This is a genomic window from Micromonospora sediminimaris (genome assembly GCF_016863575.1).
Taxonomy (GTDB): Bacteria; Actinomycetota; Actinomycetes; order Mycobacteriales; family Micromonosporaceae; genus Micromonospora; species Micromonospora sediminimaris.
Map to the genome: position 1 here is coordinate 36,375 of NZ_BOPD01000022.1, position 18,237 is coordinate 54,611.

The 18,237-nt window shown below is 70.5% G+C and carries 24 protein-coding genes and 1 pseudogene; 15 read left to right on the forward strand and 10 right to left on the reverse strand.

Features of this window, described 5'->3' with window-relative positions; translation table 11 throughout:
• The first annotated feature begins 166 nt into the window (after positions 1 to 166).
• The gene (locus Vse01_RS18325) at positions 167 to 1,012 is read left to right on the forward strand and encodes a MaoC/PaaZ C-terminal domain-containing protein (RefSeq protein WP_093408707.1); all 846 of its coding nucleotides are present in this window, start codon (positions 167 to 169) and stop codon (positions 1,010 to 1,012) included.
• 36 nt (positions 1,013 to 1,048) lie between these two features.
• Here the strand turns inward: Vse01_RS18325 and Vse01_RS18330 are convergent, their stop codons facing one another.
• The gene (locus tag Vse01_RS18330) at positions 1,049 to 2,092 is read right to left on the reverse strand and encodes a zinc-binding dehydrogenase (RefSeq protein WP_232511383.1); all 1,044 of its coding nucleotides are present in this window, start codon (positions 2,090 to 2,092) and stop codon (positions 1,049 to 1,051) included.
• Positions 2,093 to 2,175: 83 nt separating this feature from the next.
• Between Vse01_RS18330 and Vse01_RS18335 the strand changes: the two genes are divergently transcribed.
• Entirely contained in the window at positions 2,176 to 2,769 is a 594-nt protein-coding gene (locus tag Vse01_RS18335) for a TetR/AcrR family transcriptional regulator (protein WP_093408712.1), read from the forward strand.
• Positions 2,766 to 3,521: an alpha/beta fold hydrolase gene (locus Vse01_RS18340; RefSeq protein ID WP_093408715.1), complete on the forward strand. Its 756-nt coding sequence runs from the start codon at positions 2,766 to 2,768 to the stop codon at positions 3,519 to 3,521. The genes Vse01_RS18335 and Vse01_RS18340 overlap by 4 nt, the downstream gene beginning before the upstream one ends.
• Positions 3,522 to 3,529: 8 nt before the next feature.
• On the opposite strand, the gene Vse01_RS18345 is transcribed toward Vse01_RS18340, so the two are convergent.
• From Vse01_RS18345 to Vse01_RS18355, 3 genes are all read right to left on the reverse strand, one after another.
• Complete coding sequence (locus Vse01_RS18345; protein WP_093408718.1) at positions 3,530 to 3,820, reverse strand: DUF427 domain-containing protein; 291 nt, start codon at positions 3,818 to 3,820, stop codon at positions 3,530 to 3,532.
• A gap of 30 nt (positions 3,821 to 3,850) precedes the next feature.
• A complete protein-coding gene (locus Vse01_RS18350) occupies positions 3,851 to 4,354 on the reverse strand; it encodes a metallophosphoesterase family protein (RefSeq protein WP_093408720.1) in 504 nt (167 codons plus the stop codon).
• Between the two features lie 64 nt (positions 4,355 to 4,418).
• Positions 4,419 to 5,000: a TetR/AcrR family transcriptional regulator gene (locus Vse01_RS18355; protein ID WP_093408723.1), complete on the reverse strand. Its 582-nt coding sequence runs from the start codon at positions 4,998 to 5,000 to the stop codon at positions 4,419 to 4,421.
• Between the two features lie 65 nt (positions 5,001 to 5,065).
• On the opposite strand from Vse01_RS18355, the gene Vse01_RS18360 reads away from it, so the two are divergent.
• The 4 genes from Vse01_RS18360 to Vse01_RS18375 all read left to right on the forward strand — a co-directional run bounded on the left by Vse01_RS18360 (position 5,066) and on the right by Vse01_RS18375 (position 9,035).
• Positions 5,066 to 6,079 (forward strand): glycoside hydrolase family 113 protein, encoded by a 1,014-nt coding sequence (locus Vse01_RS18360; RefSeq protein WP_093408725.1) that lies wholly within the window; start codon positions 5,066 to 5,068, stop codon positions 6,077 to 6,079.
• Positions 6,080 to 6,139: 60 nt separating this feature from the next.
• Positions 6,140 to 7,255 (forward strand): MerR family transcriptional regulator, encoded by a 1,116-nt coding sequence (locus Vse01_RS18365; protein ID WP_093408728.1) that lies wholly within the window; start codon positions 6,140 to 6,142, stop codon positions 7,253 to 7,255.
• An 80-nt stretch (positions 7,256 to 7,335) separates the two neighbouring features.
• The gene (locus tag Vse01_RS18370) at positions 7,336 to 8,430 is read left to right on the forward strand and encodes a winged helix DNA-binding domain-containing protein (RefSeq protein ID WP_093408730.1); all 1,095 of its coding nucleotides are present in this window, start codon (positions 7,336 to 7,338) and stop codon (positions 8,428 to 8,430) included.
• A 197-nt stretch (positions 8,431 to 8,627) separates the two neighbouring features.
• On the forward strand, positions 8,628 to 9,035 hold the full coding sequence (locus Vse01_RS18375) for a nitroreductase family deazaflavin-dependent oxidoreductase (RefSeq protein ID WP_093408733.1): 408 nt from the start codon (positions 8,628 to 8,630) through the stop codon (positions 9,033 to 9,035).
• A gap of 58 nt (positions 9,036 to 9,093) precedes the next feature.
• Here Vse01_RS18375 and Vse01_RS18380 read toward each other — a convergent pair whose 3' ends face one another.
• From Vse01_RS18380 to Vse01_RS18390, 3 genes are read right to left on the reverse strand one after another with little or no spacing between them, the layout of a single operon-like run.
• Positions 9,094 to 9,606, reverse strand: coding sequence for a hypothetical protein (locus Vse01_RS18380; protein WP_093408735.1), 513 nt, complete (start codon positions 9,604 to 9,606; stop codon positions 9,094 to 9,096).
• Between the two features lie 60 nt (positions 9,607 to 9,666).
• Positions 9,667 to 10,197: a GNAT family N-acetyltransferase gene (locus Vse01_RS18385; protein WP_093408738.1), complete on the reverse strand. Its 531-nt coding sequence runs from the start codon at positions 10,195 to 10,197 to the stop codon at positions 9,667 to 9,669.
• Positions 10,198 to 10,247: 50 nt separating this feature from the next.
• Positions 10,248 to 11,198, reverse strand: a complete 951-nt coding sequence (locus tag Vse01_RS18390) for an aminoglycoside phosphotransferase family protein (protein ID WP_093408740.1) — start codon at positions 11,196 to 11,198, stop codon at positions 10,248 to 10,250.
• Between the two features lie 125 nt (positions 11,199 to 11,323).
• Here Vse01_RS18390 and Vse01_RS18395 point away from each other — a divergent pair, with 125 nt between their 5' ends.
• Both Vse01_RS18395 and Vse01_RS18400 read left to right on the forward strand, forming a co-directional pair.
• Positions 11,324 to 11,476, forward strand: a complete 153-nt coding sequence (locus tag Vse01_RS18395; RefSeq protein WP_170863564.1) for a hypothetical protein — start codon at positions 11,324 to 11,326, stop codon at positions 11,474 to 11,476.
• A gap of 25 nt (positions 11,477 to 11,501) precedes the next feature.
• Entirely contained in the window at positions 11,502 to 11,894 is a 393-nt protein-coding gene (locus Vse01_RS18400; RefSeq protein ID WP_373870684.1) for a VOC family protein, read from the forward strand.
• Positions 11,895 to 11,964: 70 nt separating this feature from the next.
• Here the strand turns inward: Vse01_RS18400 and Vse01_RS18405 are convergent, their stop codons facing one another.
• On the reverse strand, positions 11,965 to 12,192 hold the full coding sequence (locus tag Vse01_RS18405; protein ID WP_093408745.1) for a hypothetical protein: 228 nt from the start codon (positions 12,190 to 12,192) through the stop codon (positions 11,965 to 11,967).
• A gap of 115 nt (positions 12,193 to 12,307) precedes the next feature.
• Positions 12,308 to 12,739, reverse strand: coding sequence for a GNAT family N-acetyltransferase (locus Vse01_RS18410; RefSeq protein WP_232511384.1), 432 nt, complete (start codon positions 12,737 to 12,739; stop codon positions 12,308 to 12,310).
• 59 nt (positions 12,740 to 12,798) lie between these two features.
• On the opposite strand from Vse01_RS18410, the gene Vse01_RS18415 reads away from it, so the two are divergent.
• From Vse01_RS18415 to Vse01_RS18435, 5 genes are all read left to right on the forward strand, one after another.
• A complete protein-coding gene (locus Vse01_RS18415) occupies positions 12,799 to 13,296 on the forward strand; it encodes a DinB family protein (protein WP_093408750.1) in 498 nt (165 codons plus the stop codon).
• Between the two features lie 86 nt (positions 13,297 to 13,382).
• Entirely contained in the window at positions 13,383 to 14,960 is a 1,578-nt protein-coding gene (locus Vse01_RS18420; RefSeq protein ID WP_093408753.1) for a phenylacetate--CoA ligase family protein, read from the forward strand.
• Between the two features lie 2 nt (positions 14,961 to 14,962).
• A complete protein-coding gene (locus Vse01_RS18425; protein WP_093408755.1) occupies positions 14,963 to 15,403 on the forward strand; it encodes a DUF4188 domain-containing protein in 441 nt (146 codons plus the stop codon).
• Positions 15,400 to 16,473, forward strand: coding sequence for a GNAT family N-acetyltransferase (locus Vse01_RS18430; protein ID WP_093408758.1), 1,074 nt, complete (start codon positions 15,400 to 15,402; stop codon positions 16,471 to 16,473). Before Vse01_RS18425 ends, Vse01_RS18430 begins: the two co-directional genes overlap by 4 nt.
• On the forward strand, positions 16,474 to 17,439 hold the full coding sequence (locus tag Vse01_RS18435) for a nitroreductase family protein (RefSeq protein WP_093408760.1): 966 nt from the start codon (positions 16,474 to 16,476) through the stop codon (positions 17,437 to 17,439).
• A 6-nt stretch (positions 17,440 to 17,445) separates the two neighbouring features.
• Here the strand turns inward: Vse01_RS18435 and Vse01_RS29710 are convergent.
• Positions 17,446 to 17,562, reverse strand: a pseudogene (locus Vse01_RS29710) (DUF8817 family protein); the annotation flags it as partial.
• Positions 17,563 to 17,582: 20 nt separating this feature from the next.
• Here Vse01_RS29710 and Vse01_RS18440 point away from each other — a divergent pair.
• The gene (locus Vse01_RS18440) at positions 17,583 to 18,149 is read left to right on the forward strand and encodes a histidine phosphatase family protein (RefSeq protein ID WP_093408762.1); all 567 of its coding nucleotides are present in this window, start codon (positions 17,583 to 17,585) and stop codon (positions 18,147 to 18,149) included.
• Positions 18,150 to 18,237: the final 88 nt, after the last annotated feature.

An 18,237-nucleotide genomic window follows, 5' to 3' on the forward strand; every position in this document is an offset into this window, starting at 1 on the left:
GACACAGACAGTAGCCAGATTCCGCCGTACGGCCCCAGTTCGCTTGCCCCGCATCGAGGAGACACCGACCGTGGAGTGCCTGAAAAACCCAGTTGATGCGGCGAATCCGAAATCTCGGCCAGCATCAACGCCGCCGGAGCCGGTAACTGAACGTGTCGGACCCGCGATGGCGTCCCGACTCTGCGCACCGAACTGTTACCCACGAACGACGACCGAGCGGACGTGGACCGTCACCGACACGATCCTCTACGCCCTCGGCGTCGGCGCCGGGCAGGCCGACCCCGCCGACGAACTGCGTTTCACCACCGAGAACTCCATCGGCCATCGGCACGCCGCGCTGCCGACCTTCGCCACCCTGCTCGCCGCCGAACCGCCGTATCTCGGCGAACCGGCCGTCGTCCGGCACGCCGCTGAGACGCTGACCCTGCACCGGCCGTTTCCACCGACTGGTCGGGCCCGCACCACCGCCAGCGTCACCGGCGTGTACGACCAGACCCGCGGGGCCCTGGTCCACCACCGCTCGGAGATCCACGGCGTGGACGGCGCACCGCTGGCCACCGTCGAGCGGGCCATGTTCGTCATCGACGCCGGGCGGTTCGGCGGACAGCGCGCGCCGGTCACCGCCTGGGAGCGGCCGGCGGGGCAGCCCGATCACACCGGCCACCATCAGATCCGCGCCGACCAGGCCCTGCTCTACCGGCTCAGTGGCGACCGCAACCCGCTGCACTCCGATCCGGCCGTGGCCCGCGCCGCCGGGCTACGCCGTCCCGTGCTGCACGGACTGTGTACGTACGGCTTCGCCGCCCGGACGCTGCTGCACTCGGTGGCCGACGGGGATCCCGACCTGATTCACCGGATCACCGCCCGGTTCAGCGCGCCACTGTTTCCCGGCGACACCCTCGCCGTACTGGTGTGGCGGCGGCCGGGTGGTGCGCTCTTCCAGGCGGTCGACGGTCAGGGCCGGCTGGTCCTCGACCGGGGCGTCCTGGAGCTGCACCGCCGACCGGCGTGAAGGACGAACGGCAGGATGTCACCTCCGACGGGGCCGCTACGGGACCAGGACGATCTTTCCCACGTGCTGCCGACGGGCGAGTTCCTCCTGGGCGGCAGCGGCCTGGTGCAGCGGGAAGGTCGCCGCGATGACGGGTGCGATCTCACCTTGCCGGGCCAAGTCCATCAGGAGTTCGAAGTGTGCCGGGCTGTGCATCGCGGAGCCGATCAACTGCGCGTTGTGCAGGTAGAGGCGGCGCACGTCGAAGGCCACCTGGTAGCCGCCGAGCGCACCGGCGATGACCCACCGGCCGCCGTCGCGCAACAGGGGCAGACCCGCGTCCACGAGGTCGCCGGCGACGACGTCGAGCCCCACGTCGATGCCCTCCGGGGCGATGGCGCGGACCTGCTCGACGACGTCCTGCGCGCGGTCCACCACGTCGTGCGCTCCCGCCCCGCGCACCGCGTCGATCTTCTTCCCGCTGCTGATGGCCAGCACCCGCGCGCCGCGCGCCCGCGCGATCTGCACCAGCGCCAGTCCCACACCGCCGGAGGCTCCCGAGACCAGGACGGTCTCCCCGGCCCGCAGCCGGCCCCGCTCGATCATGCCCAGCGCCGTGCCGTACGCCGTCGGCAACGCCGCGAGCTGATCGTCCACGAGCGGCGACTCCGTCATGTCGTGCACCTGCCGCGCCGGTGCGGTCACGTACTCGGCGTAACCACCGTCGCGTTCGCTGCCCATCAGGCCGACCGGGTTCGCGTCCGGCCCGTCGGCGTCGTAGATCGCCGGATCGACCACCACCCTGCGACCGACGAGGCTCGCGTCCACGCCGGACCCCACCGACACGACCCGGCCGGCCACGTCGGCGCCCTGGATGCGAGGGAACTCGATCGGCCCCCGCCAGCCCGACCGCGCCTGCGGGTCCCCCGGGCGACCGTAGGCACCCTCCCTGGTCCACAGGTCTGTGTTGTTCAGCGCCACCGCGCCGACCTTCACCAGCACCTCCCCCGCCGCCAGGGCGGGCACGGTCACCTCCGCCTCGGTCAGCACGTCCGGTCCACCGTGCCGGGTGATCCGCACCGCACGCATGGTCGTCGGCACCGCCATCAGCCTGCCCCCCCCTCGCAAAGTACACTGATCTGTGAACCACCCAGCGTACAGCGATCGGTGAGGAGGAGCCCCAGATGCCGGAAAAGCGGTTCCGCACCCCGGCTGGCCAGCGCATTCTCGCGGCTGCCGAGGAGCTTTTCTACGACCGCGGGATCACCGCCGTCGGCGTGGATCTCATCGCCGAGCACTCGGGTCTGACCAAACGGACCCTGTACAACCAGTTCGGCTCAAAAGACCACCTCGTCTCCGCGTACCTCACCGAGCGCGACCGACGCTGGCGGTCGCTCGTCCACGACACCGTCGACGCGTGCGACGATCCGGTCGCGGCGGTCACCGCGCCGTTCGACGCGCTGCGAGCCTGGAGCAGGACCAACACCCGCGGCTGCGCGTTCATCAACGCGCTGGCCGAACTCCCGGACCCGGCGCATCCCGCCCACCGCATCGCCGCAGACCAGAAGCACTGGCTGCTGAATCTCTTCAGGAAACTCGCCGCCGCGGCCGGCTGCGCACAACCCGCCACCCTTGCCACCCGGCTCCTCGTGCTGCACGAGGGCGCTCTCGCCACCCAACCACTCGCCCTCGACACGCTCCCGGAGAGCACCCGCCTGGCCCGCAGCCTCGTTCGCGCCAGTCTCCGGAACGGCGGACCGGAAGGTACGCACCGATGAAGCTGACCGTCCCGCTTGCCCATGACGTCGATGGCATCGGACCACTCCTCGTCGCGATCCATGGCATGACCGAGGACCGCCATTCCTGGGCTCGGGTGCCGCTGGCCGCGCACTTCCGTACGGTCCGCGTCGACCTGCGCGGCCATGGCACCTCGCCACGAGTGCCGCCGTACGACCCGCTGAGCATGGCCGACGACCTCCACGGACTCGTCCGCGCCCTGGGAATCGAGCAGGATCCGCTGGTCGTGGGGCACTCTTTCGGCGGGGTGGTGGCGACTGCCTACGCCGCCCGTTTCCCGACGCGCGGTGTGGTCACCGTCGATCAGACGCTCGACGTGGAACCGCTGCCGGCACGGGCGGCCAGGGCCTTGCGAGGGGAGGGTTTCGCCGAGTTCATGACGTCGGCGTTGGCCAGGATGTACGGGCAGCTGAACACCGCCGTCGCCGAAGAGATCAGCAAGAACCGAACGCTGCGCCAGGACGTACTGCTCGGAGCATGGGCGCCCCTGCTCGACCTCGAACCGCCGGAACTGGCCGCGTTCATGGCGAACGTGATGGCGATGCGGCAGCCCACACCCTTCCTGTCGCTACACGGCCTACCCGTGGCCGACGATTATCCGGCCTGGCTGGGCAGTCGAATTCCCGGTGCGGTCGTCGAGATGTCGCCCACCGTCACCCACTACCCCCACCTGGCCGACCCGTCCTGGTTCATGCAGCGGCTGACCGCCTTCGACAGCACCCTCGGGCGCTGACATCGACGTCAGTCGTCCCCGACGACCTTGACGTCCTTCCAGAACGCGACCCGGTCCCGGATCATCTCGGCCTCGGGCAGCGGCTGCGGGTAGTACCAGACCGCGTCCACACTGGTCTGCCCGTCGTGCTCCAGCGTGTAGTACGACGCGGTGCCCTTCCACGGGCAGACCGTGTGGGTGTCGGAGTCCCGCAGCAGGTCGTCGCGGAGCGCGGCGCGGGGGAAATAGTGGTTGCCCTCGACCACGACGGTGTCCGGGCTCTCGGCGATGACCAGGTCGTTCCAGATGGCTTTCGGCATGCGTCCAGACTAGGCCGGCCCGCGTCCCGGCTACGGCTGGCGCGGCACCTCGTGCAGGGTGACGGCGTCGAGCCGACCGTCGGCCAGTTCGCAGGTGAGGTACGTCGCGTACGGCTGGCGGCGCCGGTCGGTCGGCGAGCCGGGATTGAGCAACCGCAGGCCGCCGGGCGCCTCGCTGTCCCAGGGGATGTGGGAGTGACCGAAGACGAGCAGGTCGCAGTCGGGGAAGCTCGCCGCGCACCGCCGCTCCCGGCCACTGGCCGGCCCGGTCTCGTGCACCACCGCGATGCGCATCCCGCCGACGTCCACGCGGGCGATCTCCGGCAGCCGGGCACGCAGGTCGGCACCGTCGTTGTTGCCGTGGACGCCGATCAGCCGGGCAGCGCGCCGCTCCAGCTCGTCGAGCAGGGCGGCGTCGACCCAGTCGCCGGCATGGATGACAAGGTCTGCGGCGTCCACGGCGGCCCACAGCCCGGGCGGCAGGTCCCGGGCACGTTTCGGCAGGTGGGTGTCTGCCATGATGACCAACCGCACCCGGTCAGCGTAGCCCCGCCCCGACCCCGGCCAGCCCCGCGTCGGCCCACCGCCGTCGAGTGGGTCAGACGCGACCGCGTACGAGCGGCAGGAAGACCTCGTCGACGATTTCGATCAGGACCTCGTCGGGGACCGACGGTATGCCGCGCATCGCGTACTCGGCTCTCAGCAGCATCATCGGCGCGGCCGCGACCCGCGGATGCACGGCCGTCGGCGGCGCCTCACCGCGGGCGACCGCGCGGGCGAGCATGGCCAGCCAGGCACGGTCCATGGTGTCCGCGCCTGATCGTTCGCGCATCAGGTCGAGCAGCGCCGGGTCGTCCGCCGCCGCGGCCAGCAGGCTGCGCAGGACCGCTCCGTGCGGCGAGGACCACGTCTCGTTCGCCTGCCGCAGCATCTCGAGCGCATCGCCCCGCAGCGTACCGGTGTCGGGGTTCGGCATCGCGACGTCGGAGAGGTGACGGTACGCGGCGACGCCCAACGCCGCCCGATGCGGCCACCGGCGGTAGATGGCGTTCTTGTTGGTTCCGGCCCGGGCGGCGACCCGGTCCATGGTCATCCCCGCATAACCGGACCGGGCCAGTTCCTCCGCCGCCGCCTGCAGGATCGCCCGTTCCAGTTCCTCGCCCCGGCGTCTGGTGCCCATTCATTGCAGGGTACTAGACGTACCCTGTACGGTACTGCGCGTACCCTAAGGGCGAGGAGGTCCCCGTGCGTGTCTTCGGCATGAACTACGACACCGGCTTCGTCAGCGCCGGCTCCACCACCCACGAGCCGTTCGACCCCGAGACCGTCCGGCGCGACCTGCGCGTCATCCGCGAGGAGTTGCACTGCGACGCGGTACGCCTCACCGGCGGTGTCCAGGACCGGCTGGAGTTGGCCGCGCGATTCGCCGTCGAATCGGGGCTCGAGGTGTGGTACTCCCCCTTCACCAATGGCCTCGACCGCGACGGGCTCAAAGCGTTCCTGCTCGACGGCGCCGAGCGGGCCGAGCGGCTCCGCCGCACCGGCGCCTCGGTCGTGTACCTCACCGGCTCCGAGATCTCCCTGTTCACCGATGGATTCCTGCCCGGTCGTGACCTCGTCGAGCGGATGGCACTGTTCGCCGATCCGATGCGCATGCGGGAGGCGGTCCCGATAGCCCGAGCCGCCGTGCACGACTTTTTCGCCGAGGTGATGCCTGCGGTGCGGCAGCGGTTCGGCGGCCTGGTCGGTTACGCCGCGATCCCCCTGGAAGACGTCGACTGGGCGCCGTTCGACATCATCGCCAGCGACGCCGGCTACCGTGACGCGACGAACGCCGCGGCATTTCCGCAGACCCTGGCCGCTGCCGTGGGGCAGGGCAAGCCGTACGCCGTGACCGAGTTCGGCTGCTGCACCTTCCGGGGCGCGGCCGACGTCGCGGGCGCGACGGAGCCGGTGACCTACGACGAGCAGGGCCGTGCCGCGCAGCTCACCACCAGCCTGGAACGGGACGAGGCAGGCCAGTCCCGCTACCTGCTGGATCTGCTACGCGACTACGAGCGTGGCGGTGTGGAGGCAGCGTTCGTCTACACGTTCGCGAACCGGCACCTACCCACCACCGGCGACCCCGCGCACGACTACGACCTGGCCGCGCGCGGCATCGTGCGGGTACTGCCCGACGGCTCGTGGACGCCGAAGGCCGCCTTTCACGCCCTGGCCGAATACGGTCGCGCTCGCGCGCAGACGTTGGCGCGGACCTGAGGAAGATCGGGCGGCGGCGAGCCTTGTTCCTCACGCGGCGTGATGCCCGATAGTCGTGCCATGGCGGAGCATCTGACCGTGGGACGGGTGGCGGAGCTGGCCGGCGTCAGCGTCCGCACCCTGCACCACTACGACGAGATCGGCCTCCTCGAACCGTCCACCCGAACCGCGGCCGGACACCGGGCCTACTCCGCCGACGATGTGGAGCGGCTCCGGGAGGTGCTCGCCTACCGGCGGCTCGGCTTCGGTCTGCGCGAGATCGCGGACCTGGTCGACGATCCGACCACGGACACGGTCGCACATCTGTGCCGGCTGCGGGGCCTGCTGATGGATCAGCGTGATCGCGCTGCCGCCATGGTGACGGCCATCGACCGGGAGCTGGAGGCACGGGCGAGGGGAATCAGGACGACACCGGAGGAGCAGCTGAGAGTGTTCGGGGCACAGTTGTACGACGCCATCGGAGCCGACTATCCCGCGACGCGGCGCACCGAGCCACGGATTGCCGCGCGCATCTGGGATGCGTTGGGTGACGCCCGGACGGTGCTCAACATCGGAGCCGGCACCGGCTCGTACGAGCCGCCCGACCGCGACGTCACCGCGGTGGAGCCGTCGGCGGTCATGCGGGCGCTGCGTCCTCCGGGCGCGGCACCGTGCGTGGCCGCCGCTGCGCAGAGTCTGCCGTTCGAGGACCAGTCGTTCGATGCCGCGATGGCGGTCAGCACGGTGCACCACTGGCCCGACCCCGTCGCCGGGCTGCGCGAGATGCGACGGGTGGCCCGCCGCGTGGTGGTGTTCACGTACGACGCCGACGACACCGGCTGGCGTCAACGATTCTGGCTCACCCGCGATTATCTGCCGGAGTTCGCTGACCTCCTCGTCGGGTGGCCGTCGCTGGCCGATCTGGCCAATGCGATCGGCGGGCGCGCCGAGCCGGTGCTCGTGCCCTGGGACTGCGTCGACGGGTTCTTTGAGGCGTACTGGCGTCGACCTGAGGCGTACCTGGACGAACACGTACGCCGCGCGGTTTCGGTGTGGGCCCGGGTCGGACCGCAGGCCGAGCAGCGGGCGGTCAGCAGACTCCGCGAGGACCTGTCCTCGGGTCGGTGGGCCGAGCGCAACCGCGACCTGGTCGCCCTCGACACGGCGGAGCTCGGTCTCCGCCTGCTCGTAGCCTGACCAGCGTGCGAGGGTAAAGCCGTCGCACACCTGGATCCGCCGAGCAGAAGATGTCCGGGGTGGGCGATAGCGTCGGCGCCATGAGCGTGCTCGACCGTCGTGCCCTCAACCGGGCGCTGCTGGCCCGTCAGCTCCTGATGCAACGGCACGACATGCCGGTCGCTGACACCCTTGAGCACCTGGTGGGGTTGCAGGCGCAGGAGCCGTTGGAGCCCTACGTCGGGTTGTGGAGCCGGCTGGCCGGTTTCCAGCCGGCGGCGCTGGCCGAGCTGCTGCTGAGCCGCCGGGCCGTCCGCACCCTGCTGATGCGCCGCACCCTGCACCTGGTGACCGCCGACGACTGCGTCACGCTGCGGCCGGTGCACCAGACGATGCTGGTCTCACGCATGTGGTCGACGTTGCGCCGGGCGCTGCCCGGCGTCGACCTCGACGAGCTGACGAAACTGGGCAGACCGTTGTTCGAGGAGCGGCCGCGCATGCTCACCGAGGCGGCCCGCGTGATTGCCGACCGTTGGCCGGGTGTGCAGGCGCGCACGTTGGGCGACGCGCTCAGCACGCTCGTGCCGCTCGTGCAGGTGCCACCGCGTGGTGTCTGGGGTGAGCGCGCGGCCGCGTACAACACCACCATCGAGACGTGGTTGGGTCGGCCGTTGGCGTCGACGTCGCCCGCCACCGTCGACGCGCTGGTCCTGCGCTACCTCGCCGCGTACGGCCCGGCGGCCACCGCCGACATCCGAGCCTGGTCCGGGTTGGGCGGGCTGCGGGAGTCCGTCCAACGGTTGCGCCCCTCGTTGCGGACGTTCCGCGACGAGCGCGGCCGCGAGTTGCTCGACGTGCCGGACGGCGCACTGCCCGACCCGCACACCCCCGCGCCGCCGCGGTTCCTGCCGGCGTTCGACAACGCGGTGCTCGGCTACGACGACCGCAGCCGCGTCATCGACGTCGAACATCGCGGGCTGAGCGTCACCGGCGCGCGTTTCCTGTTGGTCGACGGACGGGTCTCGGGCACCTGGGCGGTCACCGCCGACAACGGCGCGGCGACGTTACGGATCACGCCGCTACGTACGCTCACGACGGACGAGCGCGACGCCGTCGTGGCCGAGGGCGAGAGCCTGCTGACCATGTTTCAGCCCGAGCCGAGCAACCCCAACCGCGTCTCGATCATCGACGCTTGACACCAGGATGGACGCGTTGACCCGGGCCGTTGTCCGTCCACTCCTGCCGTTGTCCGCGTCCCACGGGCAGTGACCACCCGCCACGGACGGTCGGTGGAGAAGCTCGCGCGGTGCCCGGTCGCGTCACGGGGTGAGGCGGAGCCGGAACTGTCAGAATCGGACTCAAGAAGCCGGCACGCACTGGTCGAGGGGAAGACATGAGCGACTGGAACGACAAGGTCATCGCCGAGTTTCGCGCCAACGGCGGGCAGGTGGGCGGTCACTTCGCCGGCGAGCCGCTGCTGCTGTTGCACACGGTCGGCGCCAAGAGCGGCCAGCCCCGCGTACACCCGATGATGTACCAGAAGGTGGACGGCGGCTACGCCGTGTTCGCGTCCAAGGCCGGCGCGCCCACCAACCCTGACTGGTATCACAACCTGATCGCGAATCCGCAGACGCGAGCGGAGATCGGCACGGACACGGTCGAGTTGGTCGCCCGGGTGGCCACCGGAGACGAGCGGGAACGGATCTGGAGCGCGCAGAAGGCTGCGTACCCATTCTTCGCCGAATACGAGCGAAAGACCACCCGCCAGATCCCCGTCGTCGTACTCGAACCCGCGCCGTAGCGGGCCAGGGCGGGGCTCGGAACGGTCGACACGTCCCGATGCCGAGGTCAAGGGCCGGTCAGGCCGCTGCGGCGAGCGGATATCCGATCGCGGTGATCTCCTCGTGCAGCCCCGCAGCGGTCACGTCCGGATTCAGAGCCTGCACCACGACGTCAGTGAGCGGGCGGTGCGCGACGATGTGCTCGATGGCCTTCCGGTTCACCTCGATCTCGTAGTAGTCCTCGGCGAACTGCACGTACTGGTCGACGATGTCGTCGAGCAGCGGACGGAACGCCGACGGGATGCCGTCGAGCAGCCCGGGCCACAGCTCGTGGTCCGGATCGCGGTAAGGCGTCATCGCCGATTCGTGGGCGAAGGCGCGGATGAACGCACCATCGGCGGTGAACACGACCGCCCACTCGTCGCCGGTGCCGTTGTTCATCAGTGCCGCCTCGTCGTCGCCCCAGGCGCGGGTGTAGGCGTAGTGGGGCTCGGCACCGTCGACGATGCACTCCAGCACGGCGAGTGCCTTGCAGCGATCCCGCAGCACGTCGATGGGCGGCAGCTTGGCGGCTATGTCGTACACGGTCACCCGGAAAACGTACGTGCAAACACCACGACGCGAAGATGGCTGTCGCGGTCTTTGTGCCGATCAGCCGGCCAGCTTCTCGAAGAGTTCGTTCGTCGTGTCGTAGTACCTCGTCGTCCGGCCGAGGCGCGTCATGCCGAGCCGCCGGCAGACGGCTTGGGAGGCATGGTTGTCGGGGTTCGTGACCGCGATGGCCCTCGTCAGACCTCGTTCGAACGCGTCGTCCAGGACCGCCGCCGCTGCTTCGGTGGCGTAGCCGTGCCCCCAGGCGTCCGGATGCAGGTGCCAGCCGATCTCGACATCGGTCGGGCCGTCAGTAGGTTCGCCGGCCGACAGGGGAATCGGCTTGAGCAGGACGTTGCCCACCAGTTGGCGGTCCGTCGCGGTGGTGATGGCCCAGATCCCGTGGATCGGATCGTCGATGGCGCGTCGGCGTGCGATCGAGGCGAGGGCGTCCTCGCGGCTGTTCAGGAGTGTCGGCCGCGCGCCCAGGAACCGCACCACCTCCCAGCGCGACTCGAGATCCAGAAGGAAGTCGGCGTCCTCCTCGCGCCAGGGACGCAGCAGCAGGCGATCGCTCGCGATGGTGCGCATCTGTCCCAACCTAACGCTCCGGCCGGGGCCGAGGGGTGCCAGGGCGGGTGTCACTGTTGCCGGCGAGGCTTGGTGACAGTGCTGGGCACGTAGTCGGAGAGGATGCCGGCGAGAATGCGGTGCGCGTCCGCGAACTCTGCTGCGTCCTCGGGGGCATCGAAGGTGGAGGCGCAGGTGGCGAGGGTTTTCCAGAGGGCCCAGCCACGGCCGCGCGCCCACGCCGCATCATCCACCGACAGCCGGGCACGGAATTCCTGCCGGCCTTCGGCGGTCAGCAACGTCCAGGCGATCGCCAGATCGCAGGCCGGGTCACCGACGCCGCAGGTCCCGAAGTCGATGACGGCCGCCAGTTGGCCGTCAGCAAGCAGAAGGTTGCCCTGGGCGATGTCCCCGTGGAACCACCGGTCGACACCGTCCCAGCGGGCGTCGAGTGCCGTCGCCCAGATCTCGCGCACCAGCTCGGCATGGACGTGGCCGTCCAACTCCGCAAGCGCCTGCTCAACAAGCTTGTCGTAGGTGCGCAGGGTGCCACCCCGGAACCAGTTGTGGACACCCGGCTGCGGACCGCCAGCGGCGTCGACGGCCCGCAACGCCACCAGGAACTCGGCCAGGTCGATTGCGAATCGCGCCGGGTCGTCGATGCGGTCCAGGCTGGCCGGCTCGCCGTCGAGCCACCTGTAGATCGACCACGGGTAGGGATAACTCGCGTCGGGTCTGCCTTTCGCCACCGGGGTGGGGATGGGCAGCGGCAGCCGGGCAGCGAGGGCCGGCAGCCAACGATGTTCCTTGTCGACCGCCAGGGCGTACTCGGCAGCGCTGGGTAGACGCACCAGCAGGTCGGGACCGAGGTGGAAGGTCCAGTTGTCCCAGCCGCCGTTGGCCACCGGCTCGACCGGGAGGTCGGCCAGGTGCGGGAACTGGTCGGCGACGAGCCGACGCACCTGTTCCGCGTCGACGGTGATGCGCTGCGGCACGGGGCCGAGATCCGGAACATCACTCACTGAGCCGTCCTCGTCTGACTATGGAGGTCTGAGCGCGATCTGGTACGCGAGCGACAGTAGCCCGTCGATCAGTCATCGAACGTGGCGTACGGTGCGATGGCACCCGGTTGTCGGTGGGGGTCGCCATGGATGAGCAGGACTTCTGGGTACGGCTGGAGTTCCGCATCTGCGCGGAGTTCCGGGGCTTCGAGGACCGGCACCTTCGGTGGTACTGGTGCGATGGTCTGGTAGCCGACCTGCGAGGCAGGACCATGCTGGTAAGCCCTCCGGTCGGCTAGCCCTGTGCGACAGTGGTGCATGCCGTTGAGCAGGTACGACCTCAGAGTGTCGATCGCGGTGTCCGACATCCAACTGGCGATCGCGTTCTACGAAGGCAAGCTCGGCCTCCAGGCATTACAGTCCGGCCCCAGCGCCCAGATCGCCGACGGCAGCCGCATCTATGGTTGCGGTGGCAGGATGGCGCTGAACGTCTACCAGTCGGTCACTGCCGGGAAAAGCCCGGCGACCCTGGCGACCTGGTACGTCGACGACATCGACCAGATCGTCGACGAACTCGTCTCGTCCGGCGTCGACATCATCCGGTACGACCAGTTGGACCATGACGCCAGGGGAATCACCGCTCGGGCCGGCGGTGGACGCATCGCGTGGTTCCAGGATCCCGACGGCAACACCTTCGCCCTCGAAACCGACACCTGACGGCCCGACTACAGGCTGCCGGAATCCGGCCACAGCTGGACCGGGGGAGGTGTCGGCACACCGACGTGGGCTACCGGTGGCGGTTGCGGGGGTGTTTCTTGGCCGTCCGCTCGTTGCCGTGTTTGTAGTTGCCGGTGATGCGCGCCATCAACTCCTGAGGATCTTCGGTGTTGACGTCGATCAGGAACCGGGCCGCAGCGGAACCCCGAAGCACGCCGGCCGGCCGGCTGTGATGGAGCAGTTCGACGTCACCGTTCTTGCGGAGGCGGTAGGTGAATCCCTCGGGTGCACCGGGCATCGCCGTATCGTCCCCGCCGGCCGCACCGCACGCGACCGATTTACGCCGCCGAGCCAGGCCCGGGCAGGCCCGGGTCGGGCAGGGTGGGTCGCAGCAAGCGAACGGCCGCGTACGGTCACGACGGCGGCCGGTGCGTCGGCTCCCAGAGCAGGATCTGGCGATGCTGGGTGAAGCCGTTGCGCAGGTAGAAGTCGACCGCGCGGCGGCCGGAGTGGACGGTCACGTGCAGCAGCCCCCGGGCGCGGGCCTCGGCCAGGATCGCGGCCATCAGTGCGCCGCCGATGCCGCGGTTGCGGTACTCCGCGCGGACCTCGACCGACTGGATGTCGCCGTACCAGCGCTCAAGCGCTCCGTTACCTGGCACCCGTTGCGCGACATGGAGCCAGGCGGCACCCACCACCAGTCCGTCGATCTCAGCGACGAACGGCAGGTGCGTCTGCGCGTGGGCGGCCACCCAGTCGGCGTACGCCCGGAGCGTGTTCCCGTCGATGCCGCGTAGTTCCGCGAGCGCCGCCACGTCTGCCACGCCAGCCCTGCGTACGATCACCCGACGGAGTCTAGGAGCGGTGTGGCCGCTGCTGAGTGGCGGTCTGAGATGCTACGTCCATGCCTTCCTACCCACCCACCTTCGCCGACCAGGTCGTCGCACAGCCGGCCAAGGCCCAGTTCGAGGCGTTCATCGACGAGCACCGCAGGGCGCTCACCAGCTGCCTGGACGGGCTGACCGAGGAGCAGGCACGCCGCTCGTTGGTGGTTTCCCGAACCACGCTGCTGGGGCTGGTGAAGCATGCGACCTTCGTGGAGAAGGTCTGGTTCGACGAAGCCGTCACGTGCCGGTCGCGCGCTGAGATCGGCATTCCGGCGACGCCGGACGACTCGTTCGTCCTCGACGACGGCGACACGATCGCCAGCGTCCAGCAGGCGCACCGCGAGGCCTGCGAGGCGTCACGCCAGGCGACGTCGTCCCTGGATCTGGACGACACACTGCGCGGCAACCGACGGGGCCCGCTGCCACTACGGTGGGTGTACCTGCACGTGCTGCGCGAACTCGCCCAGCACTGTGGGCACGCCGACATCCTCCGCGAGCAGCTGCTCAACGAGTAACACGTGAAGCCGGCTGGGTAGGGATACTCAGCGGGGACCGTGCGTGGGCTCAGGTGTCGACGCCGCGGCGTCGACAGGATGTCGTCATGGCCGAACTGCCACACCGACACCCTGCCCTGCGTACCGCCGATTCCCCCTTGCCGGTCGTGGCCGCGCGTGCCCGGCAGGTCGTCCTGGCGACCCTCGGCCGGCTGGTCGCCGCGCTGAGCCGGCTCGCCGGCCGCCACCCCGCCGGGTGGCGGTGGCTGGCGCGGCGGCACCACCCGTTCCTGGACCGGCTGGCCGCGGCGAACGCGGCGGCGATCTGCGTACGAGCCGCCCGGCAGGTACCCGCCTACCGGGCCTTCCTGCGGGCCCGCCCCGCCGGTAACCGCCGCCGACTCGACGACTTTCCGGAGACCGACAAGCTCCGCTACGTCACGGCCTACGACGCCGCCGCGCGCTGCTGGCGGGGACGGCTACCCACTCGTGGGGTGGTGGTCGACGAGTCGGCCGGCTCGTCCGGGCAGCCGTTCAACTGGCCCCGCGCGGAGCGGGAACTGCGCGCGGTGCACCGCGACATCGCCGGCTACACCGGGCTGGTGTTTCCGATGCGCCGACCGTTCGTCATCAACGCCTACTCGATGGGCGCCTGGGCGACCGGGACGACGACCGGCGCCGCGATGGCCCGCATCGCCGTGGTGAAGAACACCGGCCCGGACCTCGGGAAGATCGTCGACACGCTCCGTGAATTCGGTTCCGACTTCGACTACCTGGTGACCGCGTATCCGCCGTTCCTGAAACACCTGCGCGACCGGCTCGACGCCGAGGGCTTCCCGTGGTCGCGGTACCGCATCTTCGCCAGCTGCGGCGGCGAGGGAATGACCGAGGCGCTGCGCGACTACCTGGAGCAGCGGTTCGCGCTTGTGCGTTCGGCGTACGGTGCGTCGGACCTGACCATCGGCATCGGTGCGGAGACCCGGCTCACGGTGTGGCTGCGACGGCGGTTGCAGACCGACCGCGCCCTACGGACCGCGCTGCTCGGCGCCGACGAGCAGCGGCTGCCGATGGTGTTCCAGTACAACCCGTTCAGCACCTACCTGGAGACCAACGAGCGGCGGGAGTTGGTCTGCACGGTCACCACCGACGTGCTGCAACCCCGGTTGCGCTACAACATCGGGGACGAGGCGCTGCTGGTGCCGTACCGGCGGATCGTCGAGCTGGCGCAGGCCGACCCGGTACGCGGGGCCGAGTTCCGCACCGCCGTCTCCGCCGAGCGGATGACCCTGCCGGTGTTGCTGCTGTTCGGACGGCGCGATTCCACTGTCTCCTACCTGGGGGCCAACCTCTACCCCCAGGACGTCGAGTACGGCCTCTACACCGGCAATCCGCACGCCGCCGAGATCAACCGCTTCTGTCTGGCGTTGGTCGAGGACGCGACGCTGGAGACCCGGCCGGTGATCCACGTCGAACTGCGCCGCCCGCTGGCCGCCGCGCAGCGCGACGCGCTCGCCGCCGCGTGCCGCAGCGGCGTACGCCGCCATCTCACCTCGGTCTCCCGGGACTTCGCCCAGTCCCTCGTGGAGGACCCGACCGCCGGTGACCTGCGAGTGGAGTTGCACGAACCCGGCGGTGGCCCGTTCGCCGGGCAGCAGAAGATCAAGAACGTCTACCTGGTGAGGTGACCATGCGTACTCGCGACTTCTCCCGCGCTCCCGCCCAGGCCCGCGCCGGTGCCATGTTCATCGGTGGGACCCGGTACGCCAATCCCCTGGTGCTGCTGCGACTGGCGCCGGCCTGGTTCCGGATGGTCCGGGACATGCGCCGGATGTCCGGCTACTGCTGGCACACGGTCTACTGGCAGTTTCCGTTGACCCTCGGCACCATCGCGTTCTTCACCGACCGCGACGCGATGCTGCGCTTCGCCCGTACCCGCCATCACCGCCGGCTGATGGTCTGGTTGACCGACGGCACCCGCAATGCCACCGCCGGGTTCATCCGGCTCTACAGCGCCGCTCCGGACGGGTACTCCAACGGCGCATGGCGGGCCGAAAGCCCGGAGATGGGACACATCGCGACCTTCACCCCGCTGGGCGCGGAGACGACCGGTCCGGCGGTCCGGCGGTGAGCAGCCACCGGTTCGACCGCGTCACCACCCGCCGGGACCTGCGGCAGTTCCTGGCGTTCACCGACCGGCTGTACGCCGACGAACCGCGTCACGTACCCGTTCCCCGGCAGCAGATCCGGCGGTGGTGGCGCGACGGCGTACCGCTGTACCTGCTGCGCGACGCCGCCGGCACGGTGGTCGGACGCACCACCCTGCACACCGATCCGGCGTTCGACACGAAAATCGGCCGTCGGTGCCAGCTGTTCGGGCTGACCGAGTTCACCGCGCCGGCCGCCGGGCCGCTGTTCGACGCGATTGCCGCGCATGCCGACGCCGACCGGGACCTGCTGTTCGGCCCGGCGGCGCTGCTACCCAACCAGGCCGGCGGGGTGATCACCTCCGGCTACGCCGAGCGGGGCTTCGTCGACAGCGCCTGGAACCCGCCGCGCTACGTGGCCGCATACGAGGCGTACGGGTTCCACCGCCGGTTCGAGTCCGACACCTGGATCTGCCCGGTGCCCGCCCCGGCGCAGCCGGCTCGCAGTGCGCCCGACGACGCCCGGCTGGAGCTGCACCGTGGTGATGTCCGGCGGCTCGACGACCAGCTCGACCTGCTGCGCGGGATGCTTAACGCCTCCTTCGCCCAGCTCGGCTACTACACGCCGATCTCCGCTGGACAGCTACGGCGGCAGACCGACGGTCTGGCGTACCTGCTCGACGAGTCACTGCTGCTCTACCTGACCCGCAACGGGCAGCCCGTGGCGTTCGTGCTCTGCGTACCGGACATCAGCGAGTTCCTGGTCGCCGTCCGCGGTGACCTGCACCCGGTCAACCAGGTGCGGTTGCTGGCCACGCGTCGCCGCTACCGGCGGGAGGCGGTACTGATCGTCAAGGGCGTGCTGCCGCAGTACCAGGGGCGCGGCTACCAGCGGCTGCTCTCCACGCACCTGCACCGCAACCTGCACGCCGCCGGCTACACGACGCTGCGCAGCACCTACGTCGGGCGGGACAATCCGGCGTCGGCCGCCCAGTACCGGCGGCTCGGCGGTCGCCCGCTGCACGGGTACACCTTCTACGCGAAGGAGCGGTAGGTGGACCTCGCCGCGTTCCGCGCGCTGGAGCCGTTCTGCTGGCGGGCGCCGAGCGCGCACAACACCCAGCCGTGGCGGCTGCGCTACGAATCCGGGGCTATCCACGTCGGCTGGCACGCGGCCCACACGTTGCCAGCGGCCGACCCCACCGGCCGGGACCTGCGCCTGTCCCTCGGCGCGTTCGTCGAAACCTGCCTGATCGTCGCCGCCGACGCCGGCCTGCGGCTGGAGTTCATCGCCAGTTTCGACGAACAGCACCGGCAGGTGGGCCGGCTGCGGCCGGCCCGGCACCGTTACCCGACGCCGTTTCGCACCACCGACGTGTGGCAGCGCCGCACCGACCGGGGCCGCTTCGCCGCCGGTCCGGAGCAGCAGACCCTCGACGCGGTCGACTCGGTCGCCCGGCAGGCGGGCGGCGGCCTCCTCGCCGTACCGTACCCGGATCGGCTCGGTGCCCTGCTACGCGCCGCCGACCGGCGGCTGTACGCGGACCCGGCGGTCGTCACCGAGCTGCGCCGCTGGCTACGGCTCGATCCGACGCATCCGAGCTACCACGCCGACGGGCTCAACGACCGCTGCCTCGCGTTGTCGCGGCCGGCCGCGACCGGGCTGCGCGCGGCGTTGGCCGCGTACCCGCTGCTGCGGCGGCTGGGGTTGCCGAGGCTGCTCGCCGCCGCCGACGAACCGCTCGCGCGCGGCGGCGCGGTGCTGGTCCTCGTCGGCCCGGCGGACCTCGACCGGCCTGGTCAGGTCGAGTTCGGCCGGGTGCTGCTGCGGGTCTGGCTGACCCTGCACACCGCCGGGCTGGCAGCGCATCCGCTGAGCCAGCTGATCGACGTCGATGCCACCCGGACGGCGCTCGGTGCGCTGCTGGACGTCGCACCGGACCGGCTGTTACACGTCGCCCGGGTGGGCCGGCCCACGCGTCCGGCGCCCCGCTCGGCACGCCGGCTCGGCACTGTCTGACAACGGCCGGAGCGCCACGTACGGGTTGGGTTTGCGCTGCTGGTACGTCGGGTGGAAGCCCAGCACCTGATAGAAGGCGACGATGTCGTCGATGGATGGACACGGCAGCAGGGGTACGGTCACGGAGACAGCGGAGGTCTCTGATGCCGACCGAGATCGTGCTGGTCCGGCACGCCCGGTCCGTCCCGCCGACCGCCGACGGTCCGGACGACTTCACCCGCCCGCTGACCAGGGACGGGCTGCGGCAGGCGCACGAGCTGGTGCCCGCGCTCACCGAGCCACGCCCTGCGGCGGTCTGGTCCAGCCCGTACCGGCGCGCGATTCAGACCGTCCAACCGACCGCCGACGCGCTCGGCCTGCCCGTACGCACCCGGACCGAGCTGCGCGAGTGGGACGACGGCCTTGCCTTCACCGAGGTCTGGGAGCGGCATTACGTCAGGAGTTGGACGGACCTCTGCTACGCACGCCCGGGCGGGGAGAGCCTCGATCAGCTCAGCATCCGTGCCGTCGAGGCCGTGCGGGCACTCGCCCGGCACCACGCCGGCCGGGTGGTTCTCGTCGGCAGCCACGGCACCTTCATCTGCCGGGCGTTGGCCGGCTTCGGCGTGCCGGTCAGCTGGGCCACGGTGCGGCAGATGCCGATGCCCGCGCTCTACCGACTTCGCTTCACCGACCCGAGCACCAGTCCCGAGATGTTCGAACGGAGCTGATCGCCTCGGTCGGAGCGGCCCGGTCACCGGCTCAGCCGGCCTCCACCAGGTAGGAGAAGGCCAGCTGAGCCGGGCGAACGAGGTTCCG